The sequence below is a fragment of the Mesorhizobium sp. UC74_2 genome, from assembly GCF_042701485.1.
Lineage (GTDB): Bacteria > Pseudomonadota > Alphaproteobacteria > Rhizobiales > Rhizobiaceae > Mesorhizobium.
This window is the reverse complement of sequence record NZ_CP170562.1, coordinates 3903908-3928441: the sequence shown is the minus strand read 5'-3', so window position 1 is coordinate 3928441 and position 24534 is coordinate 3903908. Positions and strand designations below refer to the sequence as shown.

The window sequence follows — 24534 nt, the reverse complement described above, 5'->3', positions numbered from 1 at the left end:
CCGCACGCGTCTGCCAGGTTCAGGCGAGTGTCGCCTTGCTGAGATCGATCGGGCCGTTCGGGTAGAAATAGACGCCCTGCAGGTTCTTAGACATCGCCCGCAGGAACACCGACGAGAACAGCGAGACGCTCGGCACCTTGGCGGCGATGAGCGGCAGGGTTTCCGTCTGCAGGATCTTCAACCGCTCGTCGGTCGAGGCGGCATTGCGCTCCTTGTCGAGGGCCGCATCGATCTCGGGATCGGAGATGCCGTTGATCAGCGCGAATTTCGACAGGTAGTTCGGGCGCAGCACCAGGTCCGGCTCCGGCGAGCCGGTGATCCAGCCGACATCGACGATGTGGCCGGGGCCTTGGCCGTCGGCGCGGCGATAGAGCTGTTCTTCCCAGGCAGCAGGTTCCAGCGTCGTCAGCTTCACCGGGAAGCCCTGTTCCTGCAGCATGGCCGTGATCAGTTCGCCATATTCGCGGGTCTTCGGATAGAAGCCGACCGAGGTGATGTATTCGATCTCCGGCAGGCCCTGGCCTTTCGGGAACCCGGCCTCGGCAAGAAGCTTCTGGCTGAGTTCCGGATCGAACTTCGGATAGGAGGCAACGTCGGTGTAGCCGAACTTCACCGGCGAGATATGACAGTTTGAGGCCTGTCCGGCGTCACCGACCACGGCGAGGACCTGTTCGCGGTCGATGGCATGAACGGCAGCCAGGCGCACACGAACATCGTCGAAGGGCGGCTTGTTGCAGCGGAAGTGCAGATATTTGTTTTCGCTGGAGAGGCCGCGCTGCGTGGTGATGCTGGCCTCTTTGGACAGTGAGGCAAACTGCTCGGGCTCCAGGCGCTCGGTCAGGTGATACTGGCCGTTCAGCAGGCCAAGCACGCGCGTATTGGCGTCAGGCACATAGTTCCACAATATGGTCTCGATCTGCGGCTTGCCGTCATGGAACTTGTCGAACGCCTTGAAGATGATCTGGTCGCCCTTGGTTGCCTCGTAGCGGAACGGACCGGTGCCGTTCGGTCGCTGCTTGAGCACATCCGGAGTGGCGACATCCTTGGCCGACAGGATCGGCAGGAAGGCCGAGACATACCAGAAGTTAAGCGCCGGATAGCCGAACTTCTCGGTCTTCAGGCGCACTGTGTAGTCGTCGACGATCTCGACTTCGACCTGCCCCGGATACCAGGCCGATGCCGGCCGGCTCGGCTGTGAGGCGTATTCGTAGGTCGCCTTGACGTCTTCGGCCTTGAACTCCTTGCCGTCATGGAAAGTGACGCCCTGGCGCAGCTTGTACTCCAGGGTGAAAGGATCGATCACTTTCCATTCGACCGCGAGGTCGGGAAGGATCTCGCCCGGATTTTCGGGCGTCATCGGGCATTTGGTCAGATGGCCGAAGAGAAAGCCTTCGGCAGTGATCTGCGGTGCAACCGTATGGGAGCTCGGGTCCCAGCTGCTGGTGACGGTACCGGCGGCCGCGAAGGACAATGTCTTGCCGTCCTGAGCGAAAGCGCGGCCCAGTTTGCCCGTCGGTCCGATGATGAGTGAGCCTGCGCCGAGCGCGGTCGCGCCGGCCAGGAACATACGCCTGGTCGTTTTCATATCTCCCCCCATTTGTGCAAAGTCGAAAACTTAGCACGTGAAGGATTCAACTATGGTGAGTGATTGTCAAGTGACTTGAATGAAAAGTCATGCATCTTGAATTCTCTGCGTCGGCGGAGAAGTTATGCTCAGAAGGAATCGCGTCAGACGGGAGAGATGGGGCAGGTTGCCGTTTTCGACGAAATGGCGAAAAGGCCCGGGCGTAGCCCATGAGCCGGGTGCCGGATTGCGCAGGCCTGGCGCTATGGAGTCACTGCAGAAGGTCTAGTTCTTCGGCAGTCCGACCTCGACCATCGTCTGCACGATGCCGATGCTCGTCTCGACGAAAGCCGGGCTGGCGTTGCGCTCCGGCGGCAGCACGTTGAGCGCAGTCGAATTCGGGCGCAGCGCCATCCCCTTGGCCAGGGCGACCTTTGCTTCTTCGGGACGACCGGCGCGTTGAAGCGCTGCCGCCAGCAGCAGATAGGGGCGGCCCGAGGCAGGCGTGATGGCGATGGATTTCTTGATCCATTCCACGGCCTCGTCATTGTGGCCGAGCATGAGATGGGCCCAGCCGATGCCGATCTTCCAGGTCCAGCGGGAGACGACTGGGGTATCGAAGACATCTGCCTGTTTGAATGTCGCAAGCGCATCCTCGGTACGACCGAGCTGAAGCTGCGTCAGGCCAAGCTGGTAGAGCGCACCGCCGTTCCATGGGTCGAGGTTCAACACACGTGCGCAGGCGACAAGGCTTTCGACGAAGTTATTGGTCGCGGTCAGGAACCGGCAATAGGCTTCCAGGCCGGGCAGGTAGCGCGGCTTTGCCTGCAGCGCGCGCTCCAGCAGGGATCGCGCTCTCGATTCCGCGGCGGTCATTTCAGCCGGGCTGTACCAGACCATCTGGATGCCGCGCGTCTGAAGTGCTGCAAGCGTGACCTGCAGGTCGACATTGTCGGGCTCCCCGGTCAGGCCGTTTTCCAGCATCGCCTGTGCGGTGGCGAAACGCTCGCGCGTCGTCTGGCTGATCGAGGCGATGGCCTGCTCGACAACGACCTTGGCATTGTCGACGGGGGAATTGAGTGCGATCCCCCTGGTATCTGGATAAAGCGACGCGTTGATCCGCAGAGCAAGCTCATGGCCGAGAGCGGCTGCAAGCCTGGATTGTTGTATGGCCGGCTCGGTCTGGTCGGCACCGACCGAAACCGATGTCGTCCATGTCACCTCACCAGTCGCGGTATCGGTCATGCGCGCTTCCAAGGTCCAGGCATTGGTATTGCGCTCAAGCTCGCCACTCACCAGGAAGTCGGCATCCGCAACGGAAGCGGACACACCAGCCAGCAATGCCGTCGCGGGCTTTGTTCGCGACGTCACCACCCGGATCGTGTCGATCTTGGCCAGGCCATCGCTCAGGCGCTCGGTGACGTTGCCGGCCGTCGATACAATTTGCGCATCGCCGCTGGTGGCGATCGGCATCACCATCACCACCGGCGGCTTGCGTGAAAACATCAGCCTTGGCGCGATGGCCTGCGCCGCGACGGCAAAACCGACCAGCGCGCAAAAGCTGACGACGATGGCCGTCCAGCCTCGCAGCCCGCGGAACGAATGGCGCTGTCCCAACGGCCATGGCCGGATCTCGGCGGACGGTGTTGTCCGCTCGCGTTCCGTCGCGACGACTCCAGGCTCGGGCTGCACATCGGGGTTGACCGGCAAACCGGACACTGCGGCATCGAACATATAGCCGCGACCGGAAACGACCTTGATCAGGCTGCGCCCGTCGTCGGCGAGGGCGGTGCGAATCTCGCGGATGCATTGGAACAGGCTGTCTTCGCCGACATGCACGTTCGGCCAGATCGCCTCCATCAGTTCCTGCTTGCTGACGACGCGGCCGGCATTGACCGCAAACAGGTAAAGCATGTCGAACGTCTTCGGCCGCAGCCTTATCGGGCTGCCGCCGGCGTCACGCAACTCGGCGCGTCGTTGATCAAGCTCAAAGCCGGCGAACCGGAGCACGTGCTTCCCCTTTTCCACGGCTGCGCCGCGTATCGTTCAAATATCAGAAAATCTTCAGAAAGTCTTCGTCGCCGCTTCAGGACGTACCCGCACCTTCAATGAGATGAAAGCCCGGGATGCCGTTTCAGGGCAGGGCTTGTTGTGCGGGGAAGTTACTTTGAAATCAAGGATGTCGGAGGCGGCTTCGGCCGGCCGAAGCGGTCGTCTGCCGGCCTTCCTGCCGGATACCCCCCAGTTGCAGCGCTCGACTTTTTTCGGGTGTTTCTGCCTGGCGTGATGCGCCGGCCGCCCCTCTCCAATCCTACCGCCGATAGCAAAGCATGCGGAGCATTTTCGTGATTTCTGGAAAGAAGAACCTGGCGCAGACCAACCGGCTTGCGCTGCCGTCCGCTGTCCGGCGTATGGCCTGCTTGCCGCTTCAGTGGCTCCGCTGGCGCTTGTGGCGGCCACCGGCGTGCTGGCAGACGGAGCAGGCGGTTCTGCCGGCACGAACGCCCCGAATTTCAGCACGCCTGGTACGGGCGGCAATGCCGGCCAGTCGGGAAATGGCGTGGTGACCGGCACACGCGGAGGTGATGGCAGCAGCAGTGGCCCTATCGGTGGCGGCGGCGGCGGCGCTGATGCCGGCGGCGGCGGCGGCGGGGGTATATTATCGGTCAAGGCGGCGGCGGTGGTGGCGCCGGTGGTGCGGGCACCGCGCTCGGGACCAGCAGCTCGATCTCCACCAGCATGACAGGCGGTGTCGGCGGCAACGGCGGCAATGGTGCGGCGGAAACATCCGGTGGCGTGCGCAAGGGCGGTGGCGGTGGCGGCGGCGGCGGCGGCAGCGGTGTCTTCGTCGACGGGACGAATGCCGGTGTAACCGTGACGGTCAACGCCGGTGTCACAGTCGCGGGTGGAGCGGGTGGAACAGGTGGTGGTGCCCGCATTTCGACTGCCCTGGCGTCCAATCTCGTCTCATCGGATTACGGCGCCGGCGGTACGGGGGGCAATGGCGTTGCCGTGAGCAATCCCAATGGTGCGATCATCGTCAACAACGGCACCCTTCGGGGCGGTAATGGCGGGGCGGGTGGGTCCTGGGCGTTCAACGCCGGCGTCACTGGTGCGGGAGGCCAGGGCGGTTTTGGCGTGTATGGTGCCAACATTGCCCTCACGAACAACATCACTGGCCAGATCCTGGGCGGCATGAATGCCAGCAACAACGCCCAACGGCAGGCGATCTATCTCACCGGCGGCACCAACAGCGTTCATAACGAAGGTCTGATCTACGGTTCGATCGAACTGGCCGGCGGCACCACCACGATGTCCGGCACATACAGCAATGTGCTCAAGATCAATCCGGGTGCGACACTGAGCCTGGGGTCCGACTCGGCGACCGGCTTCACGAGCCTCAACAACGCCGGCGGTACGATCAATATCGGCGAAGAAAACACGCTGTCCGCCGTAACGATCTTCAACAGCGGCCAGATCAACCTGGCCGCCAGGGCGGTGCTGTTCGGTACCGGAAACACGCTGAACAACAACAGCACCATCAATGTCGGCACCGACGGTGTCGTGATGGACAATGGCGACATCAACAACAACGTTTCCGGCATCATCAATTTCAACGGTCCTGGCGGTACGGCGAAGCTCTCTCCCGGTGTGGGCTACAGCGTCAACAACACTGGCGCGATCAATGTCGTGAGCGGCGACGTCGATGCGCAGATGAGCAACATAAACAACCAGGGTACCGGCTCGATATCGCTCACCGGCGGCAACATGTCCGGCGTGTCGACGCTCACAAATTCCGATACGGCGACGCTGAATGTTGCCGCCGGCCGCAAACTCAGCCTCGGAACGCTCACCTTCAACGGCGGCACCATCTCGGGCACCGGCACGATCGAGGCCGCGAACGGTTTCAACCTTTGGGGCGCAGGTACGATTGGAGCGACGCTGGCGGGCAGCGCCGGCCTGGTCAAGACCGGACCTTCCGGCATGGTCATTCTCACGGGCAACAACACCTACACCGGCGGGACCACCGTCAGCGGCGGCGGCGGGCTGCAACTTGGCACCAGCGGCACTTCCGGCTCCATCCGCGGGGCGGTGACCGTAAACAGCGGCACATTCAACCTGACCAATGCCGACACGACGGCCATCACCGGCATCACGAACAAGGCCACCACGAATTTCTACAACGCCACCACCGCAGGCAGCACCACGATCACGAACACGGGCGAGCTCTATTTCTACGACACCAGCAGCGCCGCCAGCGCTAGGATCACCAACAACTTCTTTGTCGAGTTTCACGACGGCAGCAAGGCCGGCGCAAGCAACATCACCAACAACAACACGCTTCTGTTCTATCAGAACAGTCTGGCGGGAAGTGCCACCATCACCACCAACAACGGTGGTTTCCTGAACTTCGATAATTTCAGTTCCGCGGACACAGCGCACATCACCAATGGCGGCACGCTGGCCTTCTATGGCAACAGCTCGGCAGGCAATGCCGACATAACCAACAATCAGGATCTGACTTTTTATGAGGCCAGCCAGGCCGGTACAGCCAGGATCACGAACAACGGCAACCTGACATTCCGCTCCACCGCGACGGCGGGCAGTGCCAGGATCAGCAACAATTCCAGCGTCGTATTCCTCTTCAACAGCGACGCGGCCAATGCCGAGATCAGCAATGGCGGCACCGTCGATTTCTCCGGCTCGACCGGTGCCAGCGGGAACAAGAAGCTCAACGCGGGCTCCATCGCCGGCGGTGGCTCCTATCTGCTTGGCGACAACGAGTTGACCGTCGGTTCAAACAACCTGTCGACCGAAGTCAGCGGAACGATCAGTGGTACCGGCGGTTCGCTGGTCAAGACCGGCAACGGCACGCTGAAGCTCTCGGGCACCAGCAGCTATACCGGGTCGACGGCGGTTGCCGGCGGCACGCTGCAAGGCGGCGCGTCCAATGCGTTTTCGTCCATTGGCGCGTTCAGCGTCGTCGGTGGCGCGACCATTGATCTCGGCGGCTTCGACCAGGCGATCAGCGCGCTGACCGGTGACGGGATCGTCACCAACACCGGCATTTCCGACGCGACATTGTCGATCGGCGGCGTCAACGGTTCGAGCGTCTTTGGCGGAACGATCCTGGATGGCGGTGCGGGTTCCCTGGCCCTGAACAAGGTCGGCACCGGCACGCTGACGCTGACCGGTATCGGCAATCATCGCGGCGGCACGAAGGTCAATGCCGGCACGCTGCAGCTCGGCACCAGCGGTGTCGGCGGTGTTGCAGGCAAGATCACCGGGTCCGTCGATGTGGCCGCGAGCGGCACCTTCGACATCGTCAATGTCGATCCGAGCAGCGCCCTGTCCATAACCAGCAGCGGCACCACAAATTTCCACAATACCACGAGCGCCGGTGGCAGCAGCAACAGCATCAGGATCAACGCCGGCACGCTGAATTTCTACGACAGTGCCACGGGCGGCTCCGCCGAGATCAACAACAGCAGCGGCGTCCTCAACTTCAGCGACAGCAGCAAGGCCGGAAACGCCGAGATCTTCAATCTGCAGATGGTCAATTTCACCGGCGACAGCTCGGCGGACCAGGCGCATATCCGCAACATGTCGGCCATGAACTTCAAGGACCGCAGCACCGCCGACGGGGCGCGGATCGAAAGCGACGGCATCACGACTTTTTCAGACACCAGCACCGCGGGCACGGCTGTCATCACGGCCCGGGGAGCGATGGAATTCAAAGGCAGCAGCACCGCGGCAAGCGCGGCCATCACCGTCAACTCCGGCGGCTCGGTCAAGTTCCGTGACGGCAGCAGCGGTGGCAACGCGCGTTTTGCCGTCGAGGATGGCGGCAGTTTCCATATCGGCGACCTGACCTCGGCCGGCACGACCGCCGGTTCGATCGAAGGCGCCGGCAGCTATTATCTGGGTTCCAAGAAACTGACCGTCGGCTCCAACGATCAGTCGACCGAGGTCAGCGGGACGATCAGCGACGGCCCCGCGGGCACCGGCGGCTCTCTGGCCAAGACCGGCGCAGGCACACTGACGCTGTCGGGCGACAACACCTATACCGGTGGCACATCGCTGCTGGGAGGTGTCGTACAGGCTTCGCGGGACACCAATCTGGGTGCTGCTTCCGGCTCCCTGACCTTCGATGGCGGCGCGCTGAAGCTGGGTGCGTCGTTCGATCTCGCCGCGACGCGCCAGATCGCTCTCAATGGTGGTGGCGGGACCATCGATACCGACACCTTCGACACCACCATTTCGCAAGGCATCACCGGCAGCGGTGGCCTGACCAAGGTTGGCGCGGGATCGCTGACACTCACCGGCACCAGCACCTATACAGGCACGACGACGGTGAGCGGCGGCAAGCTGCTGGTGAACGGCTCGATCGCTTCCTCGTCGGGCATCACCGTCGATGCCGGTGCCACGATCGGCGGCAATGGTACGCTGGGCAGCACGGTCGTCAACGGAACGCTGTCGGCTGGCAGCAGCCCGGGCAAGCTGACGGTCGCCGGCGACCTGACCCTGGGTGCTGGCTCGACCAGCCTGTTCGAGCTCGGCGCTCCGGGTACCGTCGGCGGTCCGTTGAATGACCTCGTCTACGTCACCGGCAATCTGACGCTTGGCGGAACCCTGCTGACACCAGGCGCGGTGTCCGGCTACTACCGGCTGTTCAACGTCGATGGTTCGGTGTCCGGCAGCTATTCCAGCCTGCCGGCGAGCGCCACCATCCAGACCGCGATCCCGCACCAGGTCAACCTGTTCATCCAGAATGGCGACCAGATCGTGCAGTTCTGGGACGGCACCGACGGCATCGGCAACGGCACCGTCGACGGCGGCGCCGGCATCTGGAGTGCAGCAGGAACCAACTGGACCGGCGCTCCGGGCGCGGCTGACTTCAACGATCAATGGCACGGTTCGGTGGCAGTGTTCACCGGCACCGGCGGAGTGGTGAAGGTCAGCGGCCCGGTCGGCTTCGAGGGCATCCAGTTCACCAGCGACGGCTACAAGATCGAGGGCGATGACCTGACGCTCACCGGAGACAGTGCCAACAACAGCTCTGCGAGCTTCGTCAACGTCAATGCAGGGGTCACGGCGGAGATCGCCTCGGTGCTCACCGGGGCCGCAGGCATTGGGCTCGACAAATTCGGCAGCGGCACGCTGATCCTCTCGACCGTCAACGACTATACCGGCGCCACCACGATCAAGGGCGGCACGCTGGCGCTGAATGGTCTCGGCAACATCGGCATGTCGAGCGTCGTGAATATCGAAAACGGCGTATTGGATATTTCAGGGCGGTACATGCCGATCGCGGCGATCACCAGTCTTGCCGGAACGTCTTCCGGAACGGTCGAGTTGGGCAGCAAGGGATTGGTCATCACCAACGGTTCGACCGAGTTCGCCGGTACGATCAAAGGTAGCGGCGGATTGTCGATAGAGGCTGGCACGCAGACCTTGTCCGGCGTCAACACCTACACCAACGCCACCGAGATCTATGGCGGTGCCAAGCTGGCGCTGAAGGGCAGCGGGTCGATCGCCAGCTCTGCCTATGTCGGCTTCATATCCAACGGCACTCTCGACATCTCGCAGACGACCGCAGGTGCGCGCATTGCCGGCCTGTCGAGTGCGACGGGCGACGGCATCGTGGCGCTGGGTTCGAAAACCCTCACCATCACAAATGGCTCCCTGTTCGGCGGCTTGATCCGCGACGGCGGCATCGGCGGCGGCACCGGTGGCAGCGTGGTGATCGCCAACGGCGCGACGCAGATGTTCTCCGGCGCCAACCTGTACACCGGCGCGACGACGATCGAGCAGGGCGGCACCTTGCAGCTTTCGGGTGACGGCGGTGTCTTCTCCTCGAGCGGTGTCGTGGCTAACGGCGTCTTCGACATTTCCGCACAAAGCACCGGATCGGGGCCGGGCATCAAATCGCTGACCGGCAGCGGCGAGGTCTATCTCGGCGGCAGGAACCTCGGCATCGTCAATGCGAACGGCACCTTCTCCGGTGTTATCAGCGATTGCGGGACGACGGGCACGGATTGCTTCAACAATTCAACCGGGGGTTCGCTCACGCTGAGCGGCGGCACGCTGACCTTGACCGGTGTCAACACCTACACCGGCGGCACCACCGTTGGTTATTTCGGTGGCAACACCAAACTCATCGTGACGAACAACAGCGCCGTCGGCACTGGGCGTGTGCTGTTGAACGATACCGGTGTGTTCCAGGCTGGAGCGGATGGCCTGACCTTCGCCAACCGTTTCGAAGTCGGCCCGAGCTACGGCACGGTCGACACCAATGGTCACACCATGACCATCTCCGGCGTGATTGCCGATGCCACCGATCCCGGCACGCTGCACAAGACAGGTGCCGGTACGCTGATCCTGACCAATGACAACACCTATGGCGATGGCACGGTCGTCGAGGCCGGCACGCTGCAGCTCGGCAATGGCGGCACTTCGGGTTCGATCCTGGGTGATGTGCAGCTCGGCGGCACGCTCGCCTTCAACCGCTCCGACACCTACACCTTCTCCGGTGTCGTCTCCGACAGGGCCGGCAGCCATGGCCAGGTCGCGCAGAACGGCACCGGCGTGGTGGTGCTGGAGGGAGCCAACAGCTATTCGGGCGGCACTTTCTTCAACAAGGGCACCATCGCCGTCGCCAGCGACGGCAATCTCGGCGATACCGCCGGCGGGCTGACTTTCGATGGCGGCACACTGCGCTACGACGCCGCCTTCGATGTCGCGGCAACCCGTGCCGTCACGCTCTCGGCCGGTGGCGGCACCTTCGACAGCAACGGCTTTGCCGCAGGCATCGCCGCCGACATCACCGGTGCCGGCGGCCTGACCAAGACCGGGGCGGGAACCCTGACGCTGTCGGGGCAGAACGACTACACCGGCACCACCACGATCTCGCAAGGCACGCTGGGCGCCAGTGTGGCCCATTCCTTCTCGGCCCGCAGCGCGGTGTCGGTGGCGGCAGGCGCCAGCCTCGACCTCGGCAGCCTCGACCAGATCATCGGCACACTCTCGGGCGCCGGCTCCGTTGCACTCGGCAGCGGCAACCTCACCGTCGACGAGACCAGCAACTCGACCTTCTCCGGTTCCCTCTCCGGTGGCGGTTCCTTCACCAAGTCCGGTTCCGGCAAGCTGATGCTGTCGGGAACCAGCACCTATACCGGCCAGACCTTCGTCAAGCAGGGCACGCTGTCGGTCAACGGCTCGATCGCATCGTCAGCGGGCATCACGGTCGAGACAGGCGGCACGCTCGGCGGCACCGGCACCCTGGCTTCGGTGACCGTGGCGAATGGCGGCACGCTGGCGCCCGGCAATTCGATCGGCACCGTCACCATCGCCGGCAACCTGGTCATGGGCGCCGGCTCGACCTATGCCGTCGAACTCGATCCGGCTTCCGCCGACCGCACCAATGTCAGCGGAACCGCCAATCTGTCGGGCGGCACGGTGTCGACCAACTATGCTGCCGCCACCTACATCCAGAAGACCTACACCCTGCTCAATGCGCAGGGTGGGCTCGGCGGCACCAGCTTCGTCGGCCTGACCGGGACCGCACCCTCCGGCTTCAAGCACAAGCTCGCCTATGACGGCAACAATGCCTATCTCGCGCTCGATCTCGACATGCGCGAGCCCGGCAATCCCGGGGAGCCGGGCAAGCCAGGAGAGCCCGGCGGCAGGCCGGTCTTCGACCCGCTCAACCGCAACCAGCGCTCGGTGGCCAATGCCATCGTCGGCTATTTCGATGCCAAGGGCGGTATCCTGGCCGAGTTCGGTGCCCTCGACAGCGCCGGCCTCTCGCTGGTCTCCGGCGAGCCGGCAGCCGGCGCGATCAGCTCAGGCATCCATGGCACGGACCAGTTCCTCGGCCTGTTGTCGGGCGAGGCGCTGGCGGGCCGTGGCGGGCAGGGCGCCGGCGACACTGCATCGGCTTTCGCCGATGACAAGCCGGCAGCAGATGGCGACAAGCCCTTCGCAGCGCTCGGCGCCAGATCGGATCGGCTTGGCGGTCCTGTCGCAAAAGTCTTCGACAGTCGCTGGCGCAGCTGGGGTGCCACCTATGGCGGCACCTCCGAGATCGGCGGCGATGCCGCTGCCGGCTCGCGCGACACCGACCTGAAGACGTTCGGGCTGGCAGGCGGCATTGCCCGCAAATGGCACGATGCCACCATCGGCATCGCGCTCGGCGGCGGCGCGTCCGACTTCCAGCTGGCCGACAAGCTCGGCAGCGGCAGCGCACGCTTCTTCAATGCCGGCGTCTTCGGCCGGCAGGAGTTCGGCAACGCCTATGTCGCGGCTGCCGCCGCCTACAGCTTCTACGACGTCGAAACCGGCCGCACCGTGCTTGGCAAATCGCTGTCGGGGGACTTCAACGCCCATGCCTTCTCCGGACGCATCGAGGCCGGCTACGACATCGAGACATCGCTGGCGACGCTGACCCCCTATGCGGCCTTCCAGGCGATCGCCTACCGCATGCCGGGCTACAGCGAGACCGGGGCGGGCAATTTCGGGCTGGCCTACAAGGGCAATACCACGACCGTCACCCGCACCGAACTCGGCGCAAGGCTCGATCACGGCATCGGCCTCGACAACAATGCAACGCTGACGCTGTCGGGCCGCGCTGCCCTTGCCATCAATGGCGGCGACACGATCGGCTTCGTCGCCGGCTTCCAGGCGCTGCCCGGTACCGCCTTCAGCATCGAAGGCGCCAATCCCGACCGCTACAGCGCACTCCTCGACGCCGGCATCGAATACGCAACCGCCAACGGCTTCTTCGCCGCCGCAAGCCTCCAGGGCGAACTCTCCGGAAACCTCCACAACATCGCTGGAACCGCTAAAATCGGCATGAAATGGTGACCGCGAGCGGCTGGCAGCAACCAACTGTTGGTTCTGCCAGCCGCACGTGGCTCGATACGGGCAGGAGCCGCGCTGGTGACGGTTCGTTCATGTCGATTGACATCAAACCAACGCAATCCAGTCGCACGTGATAGTATGCTAACGTACTGTCTGATGCGGGGACTTGCAGCGGCTGATGATGGAAGACATCGTTCTTCGGCTATCGGAGGTCCAGGAAATTTCCGGCGCCATGGTGGCGCTCTATGACGGTTCCGATCGCCTGAGATATGCCAATCGGGCGTTCCGCGACGTTTATTTCATCGATCCCGACGAGACGCCGCTCTGGGCGGAGATCATGCGCCGGAATTTTGCCCTGTCGCGCGGAACGATAATCCGGGCCGCCAGCTTCGAGGAATGGCTGGTTTCGACCCAGGCCAGGCGCGGAAAGGTTGGCTTTCGGGCCTTCGAGACGGATCTGTTCGACGGGCGCTGGCTCTGGATGACCGAAACCGTCGATGCCGAGGGATGGATGCTATGCATCGCCAGCGACATCACATCGATAAGGGCGACCGAGCGAAAGGTTCGGCAGGATCGCGATTTTGCCCTCAAGGTCGCCCAGACCGACGAACTGACTGGCATACCCAACCGCCGCTTCGTGCTGGCGCGGGCGGAAGAAATCATCGCCAGGGCAACTGCTGTGCCTGATAACAGCTGTGGTTGTCTGGCGATCCTCGACCTCGACAATTTCAAGAACATCAATGATCGCTTTGGCCATGCCGCCGGTGACATCGTATTGCGAGACTTTGCCATAACCATCCATGGCATGGTGCGCCGTCTCGACAGCATGGGAAGGATCGGCGGTGAGGAGTTTGCGCTCGTTTTGCCGGGCGCCTGCCTTCCGGATGCCGAAAACATCGTCGAAAGGATGCTTTCGCAGGTCCGTCAATCGCGGCCGCTGAGCATAGACACTGCATTTGGCTACACGTTTTCGGCAGGAATTGCCCAGGCCCGGCCTGGCGATACGCTCGACAGATTATACGAGCGTGCCGACAAGGCGCTTTATCGGGCAAAGCTTGGCGGCCGGAACCGCATCTGTCTCGAAGGTGAGCCCAGAAACGAACCGGCGCCAGTGATTTGATCCGGCCTGACAGTGATAATCTTCTGGCGGCGATGCATGGTGGCGGGCCGCTGCGTTGATCCAATGTGGCAATTTCGACTCAGGCCACATCAAAATGTGATGAACCGCTAAAGGGCTGGCTTTCGCGCTTCGTTGGACAGGCCGAATCTCTTAGCTTCAGCGCCATGCGAACTTTGCTCAAAAGCAGGCTGCCTGCAGCAAAGACCGGAAAAGCACGGCCTCCCATGCTGGTTTTATCCGGCATGATGACGGGACTGCTTCTGGCCGGCTGTGCCCAGCAGACCCAGGTCGGTTCGCTGTCGGACACGCAGATGGTCTCTGCCGAAAAGGCCTTCGCCTATCCTGGCCCTGGCGGACCGGCAATCACAGGGATCATCGAACGGCAATATGCCAACGCGCTTCAGCAGGAGATCGCATTGTCGACCTCCGCGCATTCTCCCGGCCAGAACATGCTGAGGGTTCAATTGTTCGGCCCCGTCGACCGCAAGGTCGCAGGACAGACCGAATTGCGCGCGGGGTTCCTGCCGCCCAGCAACATCGGCACCGAGATGCGCCAGCTCTTTCCCGGCGTTCGCATGGCCCGATCACCTTACTACGTGCAGAACCGGTACGGCCCGTTCGGCTACGCCGTCGGGCGGTCATCTTCGGGGGATACCTGTCTCTATGCCTGGCAGCGCCTGACTTCCACCGGTTCGACGCAGACGCTCATCGGCAACAAGGGTTCGATCCAGATCAGGTTGCGGCTCTGCGATCAGGCACTGCCGGAAGAGCGCCTGCTGCAGGCCATGTATGATTTCACGATCTCGTCCTATTTCCGTTCGAGTGGCTGGAATCCTTATGGCGCGGTCAATGCGCCGGATGCTTCGCTCGGCAGATCCGGCGCCCCCGTCTATCCGACGGCATCGGAGAAGTTCGCGACGGTGACAACGTCTCCAGTGCGCGAGGCTCCGTCGGTCGAGCGGGTCGTGCGACCGAGACATATCGCGCCTGCCCCACAACGCGTGCCCGCCCTGCCGGAGCCGACCGGGCCGATCGTTCCCCCGCCGCCGGGGACTGCCACATCGCAAGCAGAAACGCGGCTGCCGACAGCACAGGTTCGCCAGGTACCCACAGCAAGTCAGCCGGCGGTGATCGTGCCGCCGCCGCCGTGTGATCCGGTGAGCTCCAACTGCAAACAATGAGAAAGGAATCGCTAACCATATCTGCGGGCAGGCAGGCAACGGAGACCTGCATCGGCCATTGATTAAAGGGAGCGGGAATCGGCTTCCTGGAAGGCGCGGCGAATCCGCGTGTCGCGCGATGACCGCAGCGGCGAGGTTTGAGGAATGATGGAAAGACAGGTCTGATGCGTGGGTTGTTGATCGTGCTGCAGTGGGCGATCGCCTCCGTGGCCGTGCTGGGGCTGGTAACGCTTCCCATCAGCCTCGAGACGCAGCTGGTCGCGGGACTCTCGGTTCTCCTCGCGATGATGATCCTGAAGCTGGTCCGGCCAGACGGGATCTGGCGCCTGGTAGCGCTCGCCTTCGGCACCGCGATCGTCATGCGCTATGTCTATTGGCGCACCACCAGCACCTTGCCGCCGATCAACCAGCCGGAAAACTTCATTCCGGGCATCCTGCTCTACCTTGCCGAGATGTACAGCGTCATGATGCTGGCGCTCAGCCTGTTCGTGGTTGCGCAACCGCTGCCGTCCCGGCCATCGCGGGCGAAATTCGACGGCAGGTTGCCGACCGTCGATGTGTTCATTCCGACTTACAACGAGGAGCCGGCACTGCTGGCGAACACCATCGCGGCCGCCATGGCGATGGACTATCCGAAGGATCGCTTCACCGTCTGGCTGCTCGACGACGGCGGCACTTTGCAGAAGCGCAATTCCGATCGGCTTGCCGAGGCCGACAATGCGCAGCGGCGACATGCCGAACTACAGCAACTGGCGAGCGATCTCGGGGCACGCTACCTCACGCGCGAGCGCAATGAGCATGCCAAGGCCGGCAACATGAACAACGGCCTGGAGCACTCGACGGGAGAGCTCATCGCGGTCTTCGACGCAGACCATGCGCCGGCACGTGATTTCCTGAAGGAGACCGTCGGCTATTTTGACGAGGACCCGCGCCTGTTCCTTGTGCAGACGCCGCATTTCTTCCTCAATCCGGATCCGATCGAACGCAACCTCAGGACGTTCGAAAAGATGCCGTCCGAGAACGAGATGTTCTATGGCGTGATCCAGCGCGGTCTCGACAAATGGAATGCCGCGTTCTTCTGTGGTTCGGCGGCGGTGCTGCGGCGGGCTGCCTTGCTCGAAACCAACGGTTTCAGCGGCGTCTCGATCACCGAGGATTGCGAGACCGCGGTCGAGCTTCACTCGCGTGGCTGGCATAGCGTCTATGTCGACCGGCCGCTGATCGCCGGTCTGCAGCCGGCCACCTTCGCTTCCTTCATCGGACAGCGCAGCCGCTGGGCGCAAGGCATGATGCAGATCCTGCGCTTCCGCTTCCCGCCGCTGAAGCGCGGCCTCTCGTTTCCGCAGCGCCTCTGCTACATGTCATCGACGCTGTTCTGGCTGTTTCCGTTCGCGCGGGCGATCTTCCTGTTCGTGCCGCTTTTCTACCTGTTCTTCGATCTCCAGATATTCACAGCGTCCGGCGGCGAGTTCATGGCCTACACGCTCGCCTACATGATCGTGAACCTGATGATGCAGAACTACCTCTATGGTGCGTTCCGCTGGCCCTGGATCTCCGAACTCTACGAATATGTGCAGACAGTTCACCTGCTGCCGGCGGTCGTTTCCGTCATGATCAATCCGAGCAAGCCGACCTTCAAGGTGACGGCAAAGGACGAGTCGATCGCACAGAGCCGGCTCTCCGAAATCGGGCGACCTTTCTTCGTGATCTTTGCCGTGTTGCTGGCTGCCGTCGCGATGACCGCCTACAAGGTTTACGCCGAACCTTACAAGGCTGATGTGACGCTGGTCGTCGGCGGCTGGAATCTGCTCAACCTTCTCATGGCCGGATGCGCCCTCGGCGTTGTCTCGGAGCGAGGCGAGCGGGCTGCGACGCGTCGCGTCAAGGTAAGCCGACGCTGCGATTTCAACTACAATGGAAAATGGTTGAAGGGCACGATCGAGAACGTGTCTGCGAACGGTGCGCGTGTCGTGGTGCCCGGCGCCGAACTCGATGACCTCGCCAGGGGAGCCGACGCGACCTTGCGATTCATGACATTTGCCGATGACGCCGAAGGCGCCTTGCCGGTCAAGATCCGCAATTTCGAACGGACGACCGAGGGCATCGCTATCGGCTGCCGCTACACGCCGCAGGAGGCTCGGCACCATCGGCTCGTCGCCGACCTGATCTTCGCCAACTCCAGGCAGTGGGAGCAATTCCAGCTGTCACGTCGCGGCAATCCCGGCCTGCTGCGCGGCACGTTCTGGTTCTTCCGGTTGGCGCTTTTCCAGACATATCGTGGACTGGTCTACTTCTTCCGCGATCTTCGTGGCCGGACAGAAATCAAGGCTGCGGCCGGTGAAACCGCGGGGCATCAGCCATGAGATGGCGGCATGTGGCCCTTGCCCTTCTCATGTCGACGGCGGCTGCCGGAGCGCAGGTGGCGCCTTTCGACATGTCGCCGGAAGCGCCGGGGCCAGCAGAGCCGGCGAAGCCGGCCATTGCCGATCCTTCGGGCCCGACAATCGGCAAGCAAACTGTCTTGCCTGCCTCCGAAAATCAGCGCCGCTATCTGATACCGTTTGGAGAGCTGGTTCTGGCAGGAGAGACCGCGCGCCGGTCATGGGCGATCTACCTGACGCCGCAGGAGGCAGAATCTCCGGCGTCCGTGCAAATGGCCTTTCAGAATGCGATCGTCGTGGCGCCAGAGGCCTCCCGCCTGAAGCTGTCGATCAACGGCACCCGGCTGATCGACACGCCGGTGTCATCTCCAAACAGTGTTGCGCAGCTCGATGCCGCCTTGCCTGCCGGAGTTCTGCGGCCCGGGTTCAACGAAATCGTGGTGGAGACAAGCCTGCGTCACCGCACGGACTGCACGATACAGTCCACCTATGAATTGTGGACCCAGTTTGATCCAACCCGAACCTTCCTGACCTTCCAGGGGGCAGGGGCAGGGCGCTGGAAGAGTTTCGAGGACATTCGGGCCATCGGTGTCGATGAGCGCGGCGAGACCAGCTTCCGCTTCGTCGTGCCATCCTTGACCCAGGCGGTCGCGACAGCGCCCGTTGTCAGGCTGGCGGAGGCGCTGGCGATATTGGCCAATATGCCCAACCAGGCTTTCGAGCTGCGCGAAACATTGGGCAGTCCTTCGGGCCCGGGACAGGCCACCGTCGTCATCGGACCGGCAGCGGAGATCCAGCAGCTTCTGCCAAATCTGCCGGCGGGGGCGTCGACAACCCCGGTGTCGGCGATGGTCGAAGAGCCTGGCAGGGCGTTTGCAACATTCGTCATCACCGGGCCCGACTGGCAGGCGGTGAACTCGGCGATAGACGAACTGATCAGGCAAGTGGATCGCCCGGCCGAAAGCCGGCGCACGAACCTTGCCACCCAGACCTGGCGCATGCCCGACGTGCCGATCTTCTTCGATGCCGGCCGCAAAAGGTTTTCCGAACTCGGAGTGCCGACGCAGGAGTTTTCCGGACGGCGGTTCAGGACTGATTTTTCAATCGGCGTGCCGTCCGATTTTTATGCCGATTCCTACGGTCATATCACCCTGCTGCTGGATGCCGCCTATTCCGAGCAGGTTCTGCCGGGCAGCCATATCGACATCTATGTCAACGACAACATCGCTGCCACGATACCGATCACGGCGGCCAGGGGAGAAATCCTGCGGCATCTGCCGGTCAACGTCACGATGCGTCATTTCCGGCCAGGGGATAACAAGATCTCCATCGAGGCCGATTTGCGCACGCAGGCCGATACCGTCTGCGCACCCGGGGCCACCGCATCCACCAGCAGCCGCTTCGTGCTGTTCGACAGTTCCGAAATGGTCATGCCGGCATTCGCGCGTATCGGCAGGACGCCGAACCTGGCCGCGATCGGTGGTACGGGCGCTCCTTACAGCAGGGCTGCCAGTCCGGTCGCGCTGGTTGTGGACAATGCCCAGCCGCAGGTACTGTCCGCAGCGGTTTCGCTGATGGCGCGGCTATCGGCCGCCGCTGGCCGACCAATTCCGTTCGACGTCACCGCAGCACCAGCAGCCATCACCGATCGCGATGCCATCTTCGTCGGTGCGGCATCCCAGATACCTGCCGCCGTGCTGTCACAGGTCGGCATCGCCGACGACAGCAGGACCACATGGGGGGAAGCTGCCAATTCGGCAAGATCGGACACGGATGTCACATTCGACCAATGGCGCGACAAGCTGCGTGGAAGCGGTTGGCGTGGACAGGTCAGTGCACTGGAGGACTGGCTGAGCCGGACCTTCAATCTCTCGGGCAGTTCATTGCGATTGATACCCAGGACCGACCCGCCCTATTCGCCGACAGGAAACGCCACGCTGCTCGTCGCCCAGCAAAGCAGTCCCGGCGGCTCCGGAACGTGGACGCTGGTTACGGCACCCGATGCCAACAAACTGCATTCGGGAATGGACATGCTGACCAATCAGGCCGTGTGGCGGCAACTGGGCGGGCGCATCACCACGATCGATGCAAAGAATGCAAAGGTTGCTGTTCAACCGGCGGCGCGGACCGCCTTTGTCGAAACGCTGCCTTTCTCCATCTCCAATTATCGCCTGATCATCGCGAACTGGCTGTCGGCGAATGCGCTGTTCTACGCGCTGATCCTTGCCTTGCTGTCCATCGTCCTGGGCCTTGCCACGGCCGGCCTGCTGAGCTCAACCGGGCGGCGATCGTGAGGTGGACCAGGCACCTGACAAGAGGCGGCCCGAAAAACGGCTCGATCCTGTTTGACGAATCATCGACATTTCCGGGAGAGAGCCGGGCAGGGCGAAAGACGAGGCGGCGGGTTCGGATTGTCATATCTGGAACAGAGCAGGACAGACGGAGCAGCGGCTTTGAACGCGCCCGGCCGGCCGCAAGGCGGATGAGGCATCGATGAGGCCGCTTCTTCTCCTACCAGCCGGCGTGGCTATTCTCGGGGCAGTCGCACTCGGCGGTCCGGGCCTTGTCGATCGGTTCTTGCCACGCCAGGGTGGAGAAAATCCTTCCCCGCTGGTTAAGACGGAGGTAGTCGAGCCGGACACTCCCGCGGACGTTGTCCTGGCGCAATCGGGCGGCGGAACTTCTCCCCGATCCGGCACGACCGATCAGTCGGGCACGGTCGATGAAACGGCGTTGCGATACTTCGCGGCCAAGGGCGATACCAAACGGCTGGAGGCTGAAATTGCCCGGCTCAAGGCGCTCTACCCGGGCTGGACGCCGCCGAAAAACCCCCTTGCGACGGGGCCAGCCAGCGATCCGCAACTCGATGCGATGTGGAAGCTCTATTCCGAGGGCAAGTTCGCCGCCGTGAGGAAAGCTGTCGCTGGCAGGCAGGCTGCCGAACCCGGCTGGCAGGTGCCGCAGGATCTGCTCGAGCGTCTGGCCGTTGCGGAGGCGCGCGACCAGCTCATCGGCGCTTCCGATCTCAAGCAGTACGACAGGGTCGTGCAACTGGCTGCGACCAATGCCAGCCTGCTGACCTGCGGCGATGTCGACGTCCTGTGGCGCGTGGCCGAAGCCTTTGTCCGCACGGACCGCAAGGATCGCGCGCGCGATGCCTATCTCTACGTCCTGAAGAACTGCGACAAGTCCGAGGAGCGCTTTGCCACCGTCCAGAAGGCGCTGCCTTTGCTGCCGCGGACCGATATCGATCAGCTGCTGGCAGAAGAGCGCAAGGCGCCGGACGGCAAGGGTGAGTTCGATCCGTTGCGGACGGATATCGCGCGGCAAAGCCTGGCGAATGCCGGCGACGATCCGAAACTCCTCGTGGCGCCGGCAGACCTTGCTTTGGTTGAAAAGCTGGCGAACGATCAGGGGCTTGTCTCCGACGCGGTTCTGCTGGGCTGGTACCATCTGCGTCGCGATAGCCCCCAGGCTGCGGAAACCTGGTTCCGCCGCGCCTATGGCAAGGAGAATTCCGCCGAAACGGCACAGGGGCTGGCCCTTGCTCTCGTCGACATCAGCCGTCCGGCCGAGGCAGAGAGCGTGCTTTTCCAATGGCGGAACACCAGCGACGACACCAGGAAGGTTTATCTGGCTGCTGTCGCCAATCTTCTTGCCCTGACACCGCCGCCGCAGATTGGCGTTGAGGTGCTGGATCGCATGTCGCGTGCCGTTGCCGAGGCCAAGGATACGACCTCCGCCGAACAGTTCGGCTGGTATGCCGATGCGCTGAATCAGTTCCAGACGGCCGCGCAATGGTTCGCGCTTGCGCTTGGCTGGAAGCCCGACGACGAACCTTCGGCCTACGGGCTTGCCCTGATGCGCTGGAAACTTGCCGATCATGCCGGTGTCCGCGATATCCAGAAGGTGTGGATCGGGCGCTCGGAGCGCATCGCGAGGGTCGGCGAGCCGGAAGCGAAGCCGCGCGAGACTGGCAGGGTTCCGTCCGCCGTGCCGCCGTTGCAGCAGCCAGGACCGCAGCCGGAAACCGCCGCCAACACATCGCAGAGAGCGATGCCGCCCGATCTCGGCCCGCGCGCTGGGACGACAAGGCAGACAAGGGCTGCACCTGCAAAGACCACAGGATGCCGGGAGACGCGGGACCCAAGAGCGCTGACGCCGACGCAAGCGCTGACACGCGGCTGGTGCCTGATGGAAATCAACCGGCCGCTCGAGGCCGCCGCCGCATTCGACGTGGCGCTGGGTGGGACCGGGCAGACCCGCAGCGATGCCGCCTACGGCCAGAGCCTCGCCTATCTGCGTGCCGGCCTGGCCGACCAGGCGGCGGTTGCTTCTTCGAAGGCACCGTTGAGCAGGGAACGCGCAGTCGAGGTCCGTGTTGCCCTGCTCGAAACGCAGGCGCTCGCTGCTTTCGAACATCAACGTTATCCCGAAACGATCATGGCCCTTGAAGAGCGTGCCCGGATCGCTCCCGAGCGGATCAACCTGATGATCCTGCGCGGCTACGCCTATCTCAAGCTCTATCGTTTCGGCGATGCCGAGCAGGTGTTCCGCGCTGCCGCCGCGACCGGTGATCGCGATGCCTTGAAAGCCCTGGGCGACCTGGAGCGTGCGCGCAACCGCAACTGACGCGGTGGGATTTCATCCGGCGCTTGGGAAGCGTCCGACCAAGCCAGGCACATGCCGCGCGGTTAATCGCTGGTTTCCTTTATATTGACCGACCGGTCGGATTATGTAACTGTCAAGCCTTCGCCGAAGAGGAACTGGCGGGAGGAAATGACGTGAGCCAATCTGATCCGCTGTTGGTGGCGGTGGCCGACGGCGTCATGACGCTGACGCTCAACCGTCCGGACAAGCTGAATTCCTTCAATCCGGAATTGCATAAGGCCCTGCGTGCTGCCTTGGAGCAGGCTCGCGATGACGCGGCGATCCGTTCTGTTCTGCTGACCGGCGCTGGCCGCGCCTTCTGCGCCGGCCAGGATCTTGGCGATCGCGATCCGCGTAAGGCCGCCGAGGCGCCGGATCTCGGCCACACGATCGAGACTTTCTACAATCCACTGCTGCGTCTTATCCGCTCGCTGGACAAGCCCATCATCTGTGCGGTGAACGGCGTCGCCGCCGGTGCGGGCGCCAACATAGCGCTGGCCTGCGATATCGTGCTCGCGGCCAAATCGGCCAAATTCATCCAGGCCTTCTCGAAGATCGGCCTGATCCCCGACTCCGGTGGCACCTGGACATTGCCGCGTCTGCTCGGCGAGGCGCGCGCAAAGGCTCTGGTGCTGACGGCCGAGCCGTTGCCGGCGCAGACCGCCGCCGACTGGGGGCTGATCTGGAAGGCCGTCGATGACGACCAGCTCATGGCAGAGGCAAGCGCGCTGGCGAAACGCCTGGCTGCAGGCGCGACCTTCGGCATCGGGCTGACCAAACAGGCTATCCATGCCAGCGCCGCCAACACGCTCGACCAGCAGCTCGACCTCGAACGGGACCTGCAACGCAGGGCGGGCCGCAGCGCCGACTATGCGGAAGGCGTCGCCGCGTTCCTCGACAAGCGGACGCCGGAGTTCAAGGGCAAATGACGATCGACATGGGTGATCCCAAGGCTGTCGCCGCGGCGTCGGCCGAGGCGATGTGGCGGGAGGATCGCGCTTCGCGGCATCTCGGCATGGAACTGGAACATGTCGGGCCTGGCGAAGCGACGGTTTCCTTCACCGTGACCGACGCCATGACCAACGGCCACAACACCTGCCATGGCGGTTACATGTTCACGCTGGCCGATTCCGCCTTTGCCTTCGCCTGCAACAGCTACAACCAGCGCGCGGTGGCGCAGCACTGCTCGGTGACTTTCGTTGCGCCGGCCTTTCTCGGTGACCGGCTGACGGCGCGGGCCCGCGAGGTTTCGCGCGCCGGCCGCAACGGCATCTACGACATCGCGGTGATCAACCAGAAAGGCGAGCGGGTCGCTGAATTCCGCGGCCACTCGCGCACAGTCAAGGGAACACATCTGCCGGCATAGAGCACCGTGCGTCCGCCTTCGGATGCGCAAAGGGCGTTCCAGCGTGGAACGACCGCACAGTCTGGGAGGATTGAATGGAAGACCTGTCTCCGCGCCCGGGTGATCTGGAGCCGATAGAGATTGCCTCGCGCGACGAGATTGCAGCACTTCAGCTCGAGCGGTTGAAGACGACGCTGGACCATGCCTACCGCAACTCACCGCACTACAAGGCTAAGTTCGACGCGGCTGGTGTCCATCCCGACGACCTGAGGCAGTTGTCGGATCTGTCGAAATTCCCGTTCACCGTCAAGAAGGACCTGCGCGACACCTATCCGTTCGGCATGTTCGCGGTGCCGCGCGAAAAGCTGGCACGCGTCCACGCCTCCTCCGGAACGACCGGCAAGCCGACCGTTGTCGGCTATACCCGAAACGACATCGACATGTGGGCAACCTGCGTTGCCCGCTCCATCAGGGCGTCGGGCGGCAGGCCAGGCGACATCTGCCATGTCGCTTATGGATACGGCCTGTTCACCGGCGGTCTCGGTGCCCATTACGGTGCTGAGAAGCTCGGTTGTACTGTGGTGCCGGTCTCCGGCGGCATGACAGAGCGCCAGGTGTCACTGATCGAGGATTTCAAACCGCGCATCATCATGGTGACGCCGTCCTACATGCTGTCGATCCTGGACGAATACCGGCGGATCGGTGTCGATCCGCGTTCGTCGTCGCTGGCGGTGGGCATCTTCGGCGCCGAACCCTGGACAAATGCCATGCGCGAGGAGATCCAGGGCGATTTCGACATGCATGCCGTCGACATCTACGGCCTGTCGGAAGTCATCGGTCCCGGCGTCGCCAACGAATGCGTCGAGACCAAGGACGGCCTGCATGTGTGGGAGGATCATTTCTATCCGGAGGTCATCGATCCCGAGACCGGCGAAGTGGTGCCGGACGGCGAGATGGGCGAACTGGTCTTCACCTCGCTGACCAAGGAAGCCCTGCCGATCATCCGCTACCGCACGCGCGACCTGACCCGCCTGCTTCCGGGCACCGCGCGTTCCATGCGGCGTATCGAGAAGATCACCGGCCGTTCCGACGACATGATGATCCTGCGCGGTGTCAACGTCTTCCCGACCCAGATCGAGGAACAGCTGCTCAAATGCGCGGGGCTGGCGCCGCATTTCCAGATCGTGCTGAGCCGCGAGGGGCGCCTCGATGACATGACCGTTCATGTCGAGGCCATGCCGCATGCCGTGGAGATTGCCCAGCGTACCGCTTCCGCCAAAGAACTTGCACACCACATCAAGAGCGTGGTGGGTGTCAGCACGAAGATCGTGGTCGGTGACCCCGATTCGGTCGAGCGTTCGGCTGGCAAGGCCAGGCGGATCGTCGACAACAGGCCTAAAGCATGATGATGCGCCGGACAAAGAGCTAGG

12 protein-coding genes are annotated in these 24534 nt (G+C 63.2%); 10 read left to right on the top strand and 2 right to left on the bottom strand.

The genetic code is table 11. The annotated features are described in order from the left end of the window. Positions 1–19: 19 nt before the first annotated feature. A complete protein-coding gene (locus tag ACFJIU_RS19090) occupies positions 20–1585 on the bottom strand; it encodes an ABC transporter substrate-binding protein (RefSeq protein ID WP_379062501.1) in 1566 nt (521 codons plus the stop codon). Positions 1586–1849: 264 nt separating this feature from the next. Further along, entirely contained in the window at positions 1850–3574 is a 1725-nt protein-coding gene (locus ACFJIU_RS19085; RefSeq protein WP_379062499.1) for a winged helix-turn-helix domain-containing protein, read from the bottom strand. 454 nt (positions 3575–4028) lie between these two features. Between ACFJIU_RS19085 and ACFJIU_RS19080 the strand changes: the two genes are divergently transcribed. From ACFJIU_RS19080 to paaK, 10 genes are all read left to right on the top strand, one after another. Continuing rightward, on the top strand, positions 4029–4307 hold the full coding sequence (locus ACFJIU_RS19080) for a hypothetical protein (RefSeq protein ID WP_379062497.1): 279 nt from the start codon (positions 4029–4031) through the stop codon (positions 4305–4307). Further along, the gene (locus ACFJIU_RS19075; protein WP_379062495.1) at positions 4304–12430 is read left to right on the top strand and encodes an autotransporter-associated beta strand repeat-containing protein; all 8127 of its coding nucleotides are present in this window, start codon (positions 4304–4306) and stop codon (positions 12428–12430) included. Before ACFJIU_RS19080 ends, ACFJIU_RS19075 begins: the two co-directional genes overlap by 4 nt. 178 nt (positions 12431–12608) lie before the next feature. Further along, positions 12609–13547, top strand: coding sequence for a diguanylate cyclase (locus ACFJIU_RS19070; RefSeq protein ID WP_379073166.1), 939 nt, complete (start codon positions 12609–12611; stop codon positions 13545–13547). A gap of 224 nt (positions 13548–13771) precedes the next feature. After that, on the top strand, positions 13772–14728 hold the full coding sequence (gene bcsN, locus ACFJIU_RS19065) for a cellulose biosynthesis protein BcsN (protein ID WP_379062493.1): 957 nt from the start codon (positions 13772–13774) through the stop codon (positions 14726–14728). Positions 14729–14892: 164 nt separating this feature from the next. Next, complete coding sequence (gene bcsA, locus ACFJIU_RS19060; protein ID WP_379062491.1) at positions 14893–17091, top strand: UDP-forming cellulose synthase catalytic subunit; 2199 nt, start codon at positions 14893–14895, stop codon at positions 17089–17091. Next, positions 17088–19403 carry a cellulose biosynthesis cyclic di-GMP-binding regulatory protein BcsB gene (locus ACFJIU_RS19055; protein WP_379062489.1) on the top strand — a complete coding sequence of 772 codons (2316 nt, stop codon included), beginning with the start codon at positions 17088–17090 and terminating at the stop codon, positions 19401–19403. Before bcsA ends, ACFJIU_RS19055 begins: the two co-directional genes overlap by 4 nt. Positions 19404–19602: 199 nt before the next feature. Then, the gene (locus tag ACFJIU_RS19050; protein ID WP_379062488.1) at positions 19603–21741 is read left to right on the top strand and encodes a cellulose synthase; all 2139 of its coding nucleotides are present in this window, start codon (positions 19603–19605) and stop codon (positions 21739–21741) included. A gap of 152 nt (positions 21742–21893) precedes the next feature. Continuing rightward, positions 21894–22688 carry a 2-(1,2-epoxy-1,2-dihydrophenyl)acetyl-CoA isomerase PaaG gene (gene paaG, locus ACFJIU_RS19045; RefSeq protein ID WP_379062486.1) on the top strand — a complete coding sequence of 265 codons (795 nt, stop codon included), beginning with the start codon at positions 21894–21896 and terminating at the stop codon, positions 22686–22688. Further along, positions 22685–23125: a hydroxyphenylacetyl-CoA thioesterase PaaI gene (paaI, locus tag ACFJIU_RS19040; protein WP_379062484.1), complete on the top strand. Its 441-nt coding sequence runs from the start codon at positions 22685–22687 to the stop codon at positions 23123–23125. The genes paaG and paaI overlap by 4 nt, the downstream gene beginning before the upstream one ends. A gap of 74 nt (positions 23126–23199) precedes the next feature. Then, positions 23200–24510: a phenylacetate--CoA ligase PaaK gene (gene paaK / locus ACFJIU_RS19035; RefSeq protein ID WP_379062482.1), complete on the top strand. Its 1311-nt coding sequence runs from the start codon at positions 23200–23202 to the stop codon at positions 24508–24510. Positions 24511–24534 lie beyond the last annotated feature (24 nt).

Coding starts and splice junctions, on each gene's coding strand:
- bcsN (WP_379062493.1), top strand. CDS start 13,772: ATGCTGGTTTTATCCGGCATGATGACGGGACTGCTTCTGGCCGGCTGT.
- paaI (WP_379062484.1), top strand. CDS start 22,685: ATGACGATCGACATGGGTGATCCCAAGGCTGTCGCCGCGGCGTCGGCC.
- ACFJIU_RS19075 (WP_379062495.1), top strand. CDS start 4,304: ATGACAGGCGGTGTCGGCGGCAACGGCGGCAATGGTGCGGCGGAAACA.
- ACFJIU_RS19055 (WP_379062489.1), top strand. CDS start 17,088: ATGAGATGGCGGCATGTGGCCCTTGCCCTTCTCATGTCGACGGCGGCT.
- paaK (WP_379062482.1), top strand. CDS start 23,200: ATGGAAGACCTGTCTCCGCGCCCGGGTGATCTGGAGCCGATAGAGATT.
- ACFJIU_RS19090 (WP_379062501.1), bottom strand. CDS start 1,585: ATGAAAACGACCAGGCGTATGTTCCTGGCCGGCGCGACCGCGCTCGGC.
- ACFJIU_RS19070 (WP_379073166.1), top strand. CDS start 12,609: ATGGAAGACATCGTTCTTCGGCTATCGGAGGTCCAGGAAATTTCCGGC.
- bcsA (WP_379062491.1), top strand. CDS start 14,893: ATGCGTGGGTTGTTGATCGTGCTGCAGTGGGCGATCGCCTCCGTGGCC.
- ACFJIU_RS19050 (WP_379062488.1), top strand. CDS start 19,603: ATGAGGCCGCTTCTTCTCCTACCAGCCGGCGTGGCTATTCTCGGGGCA.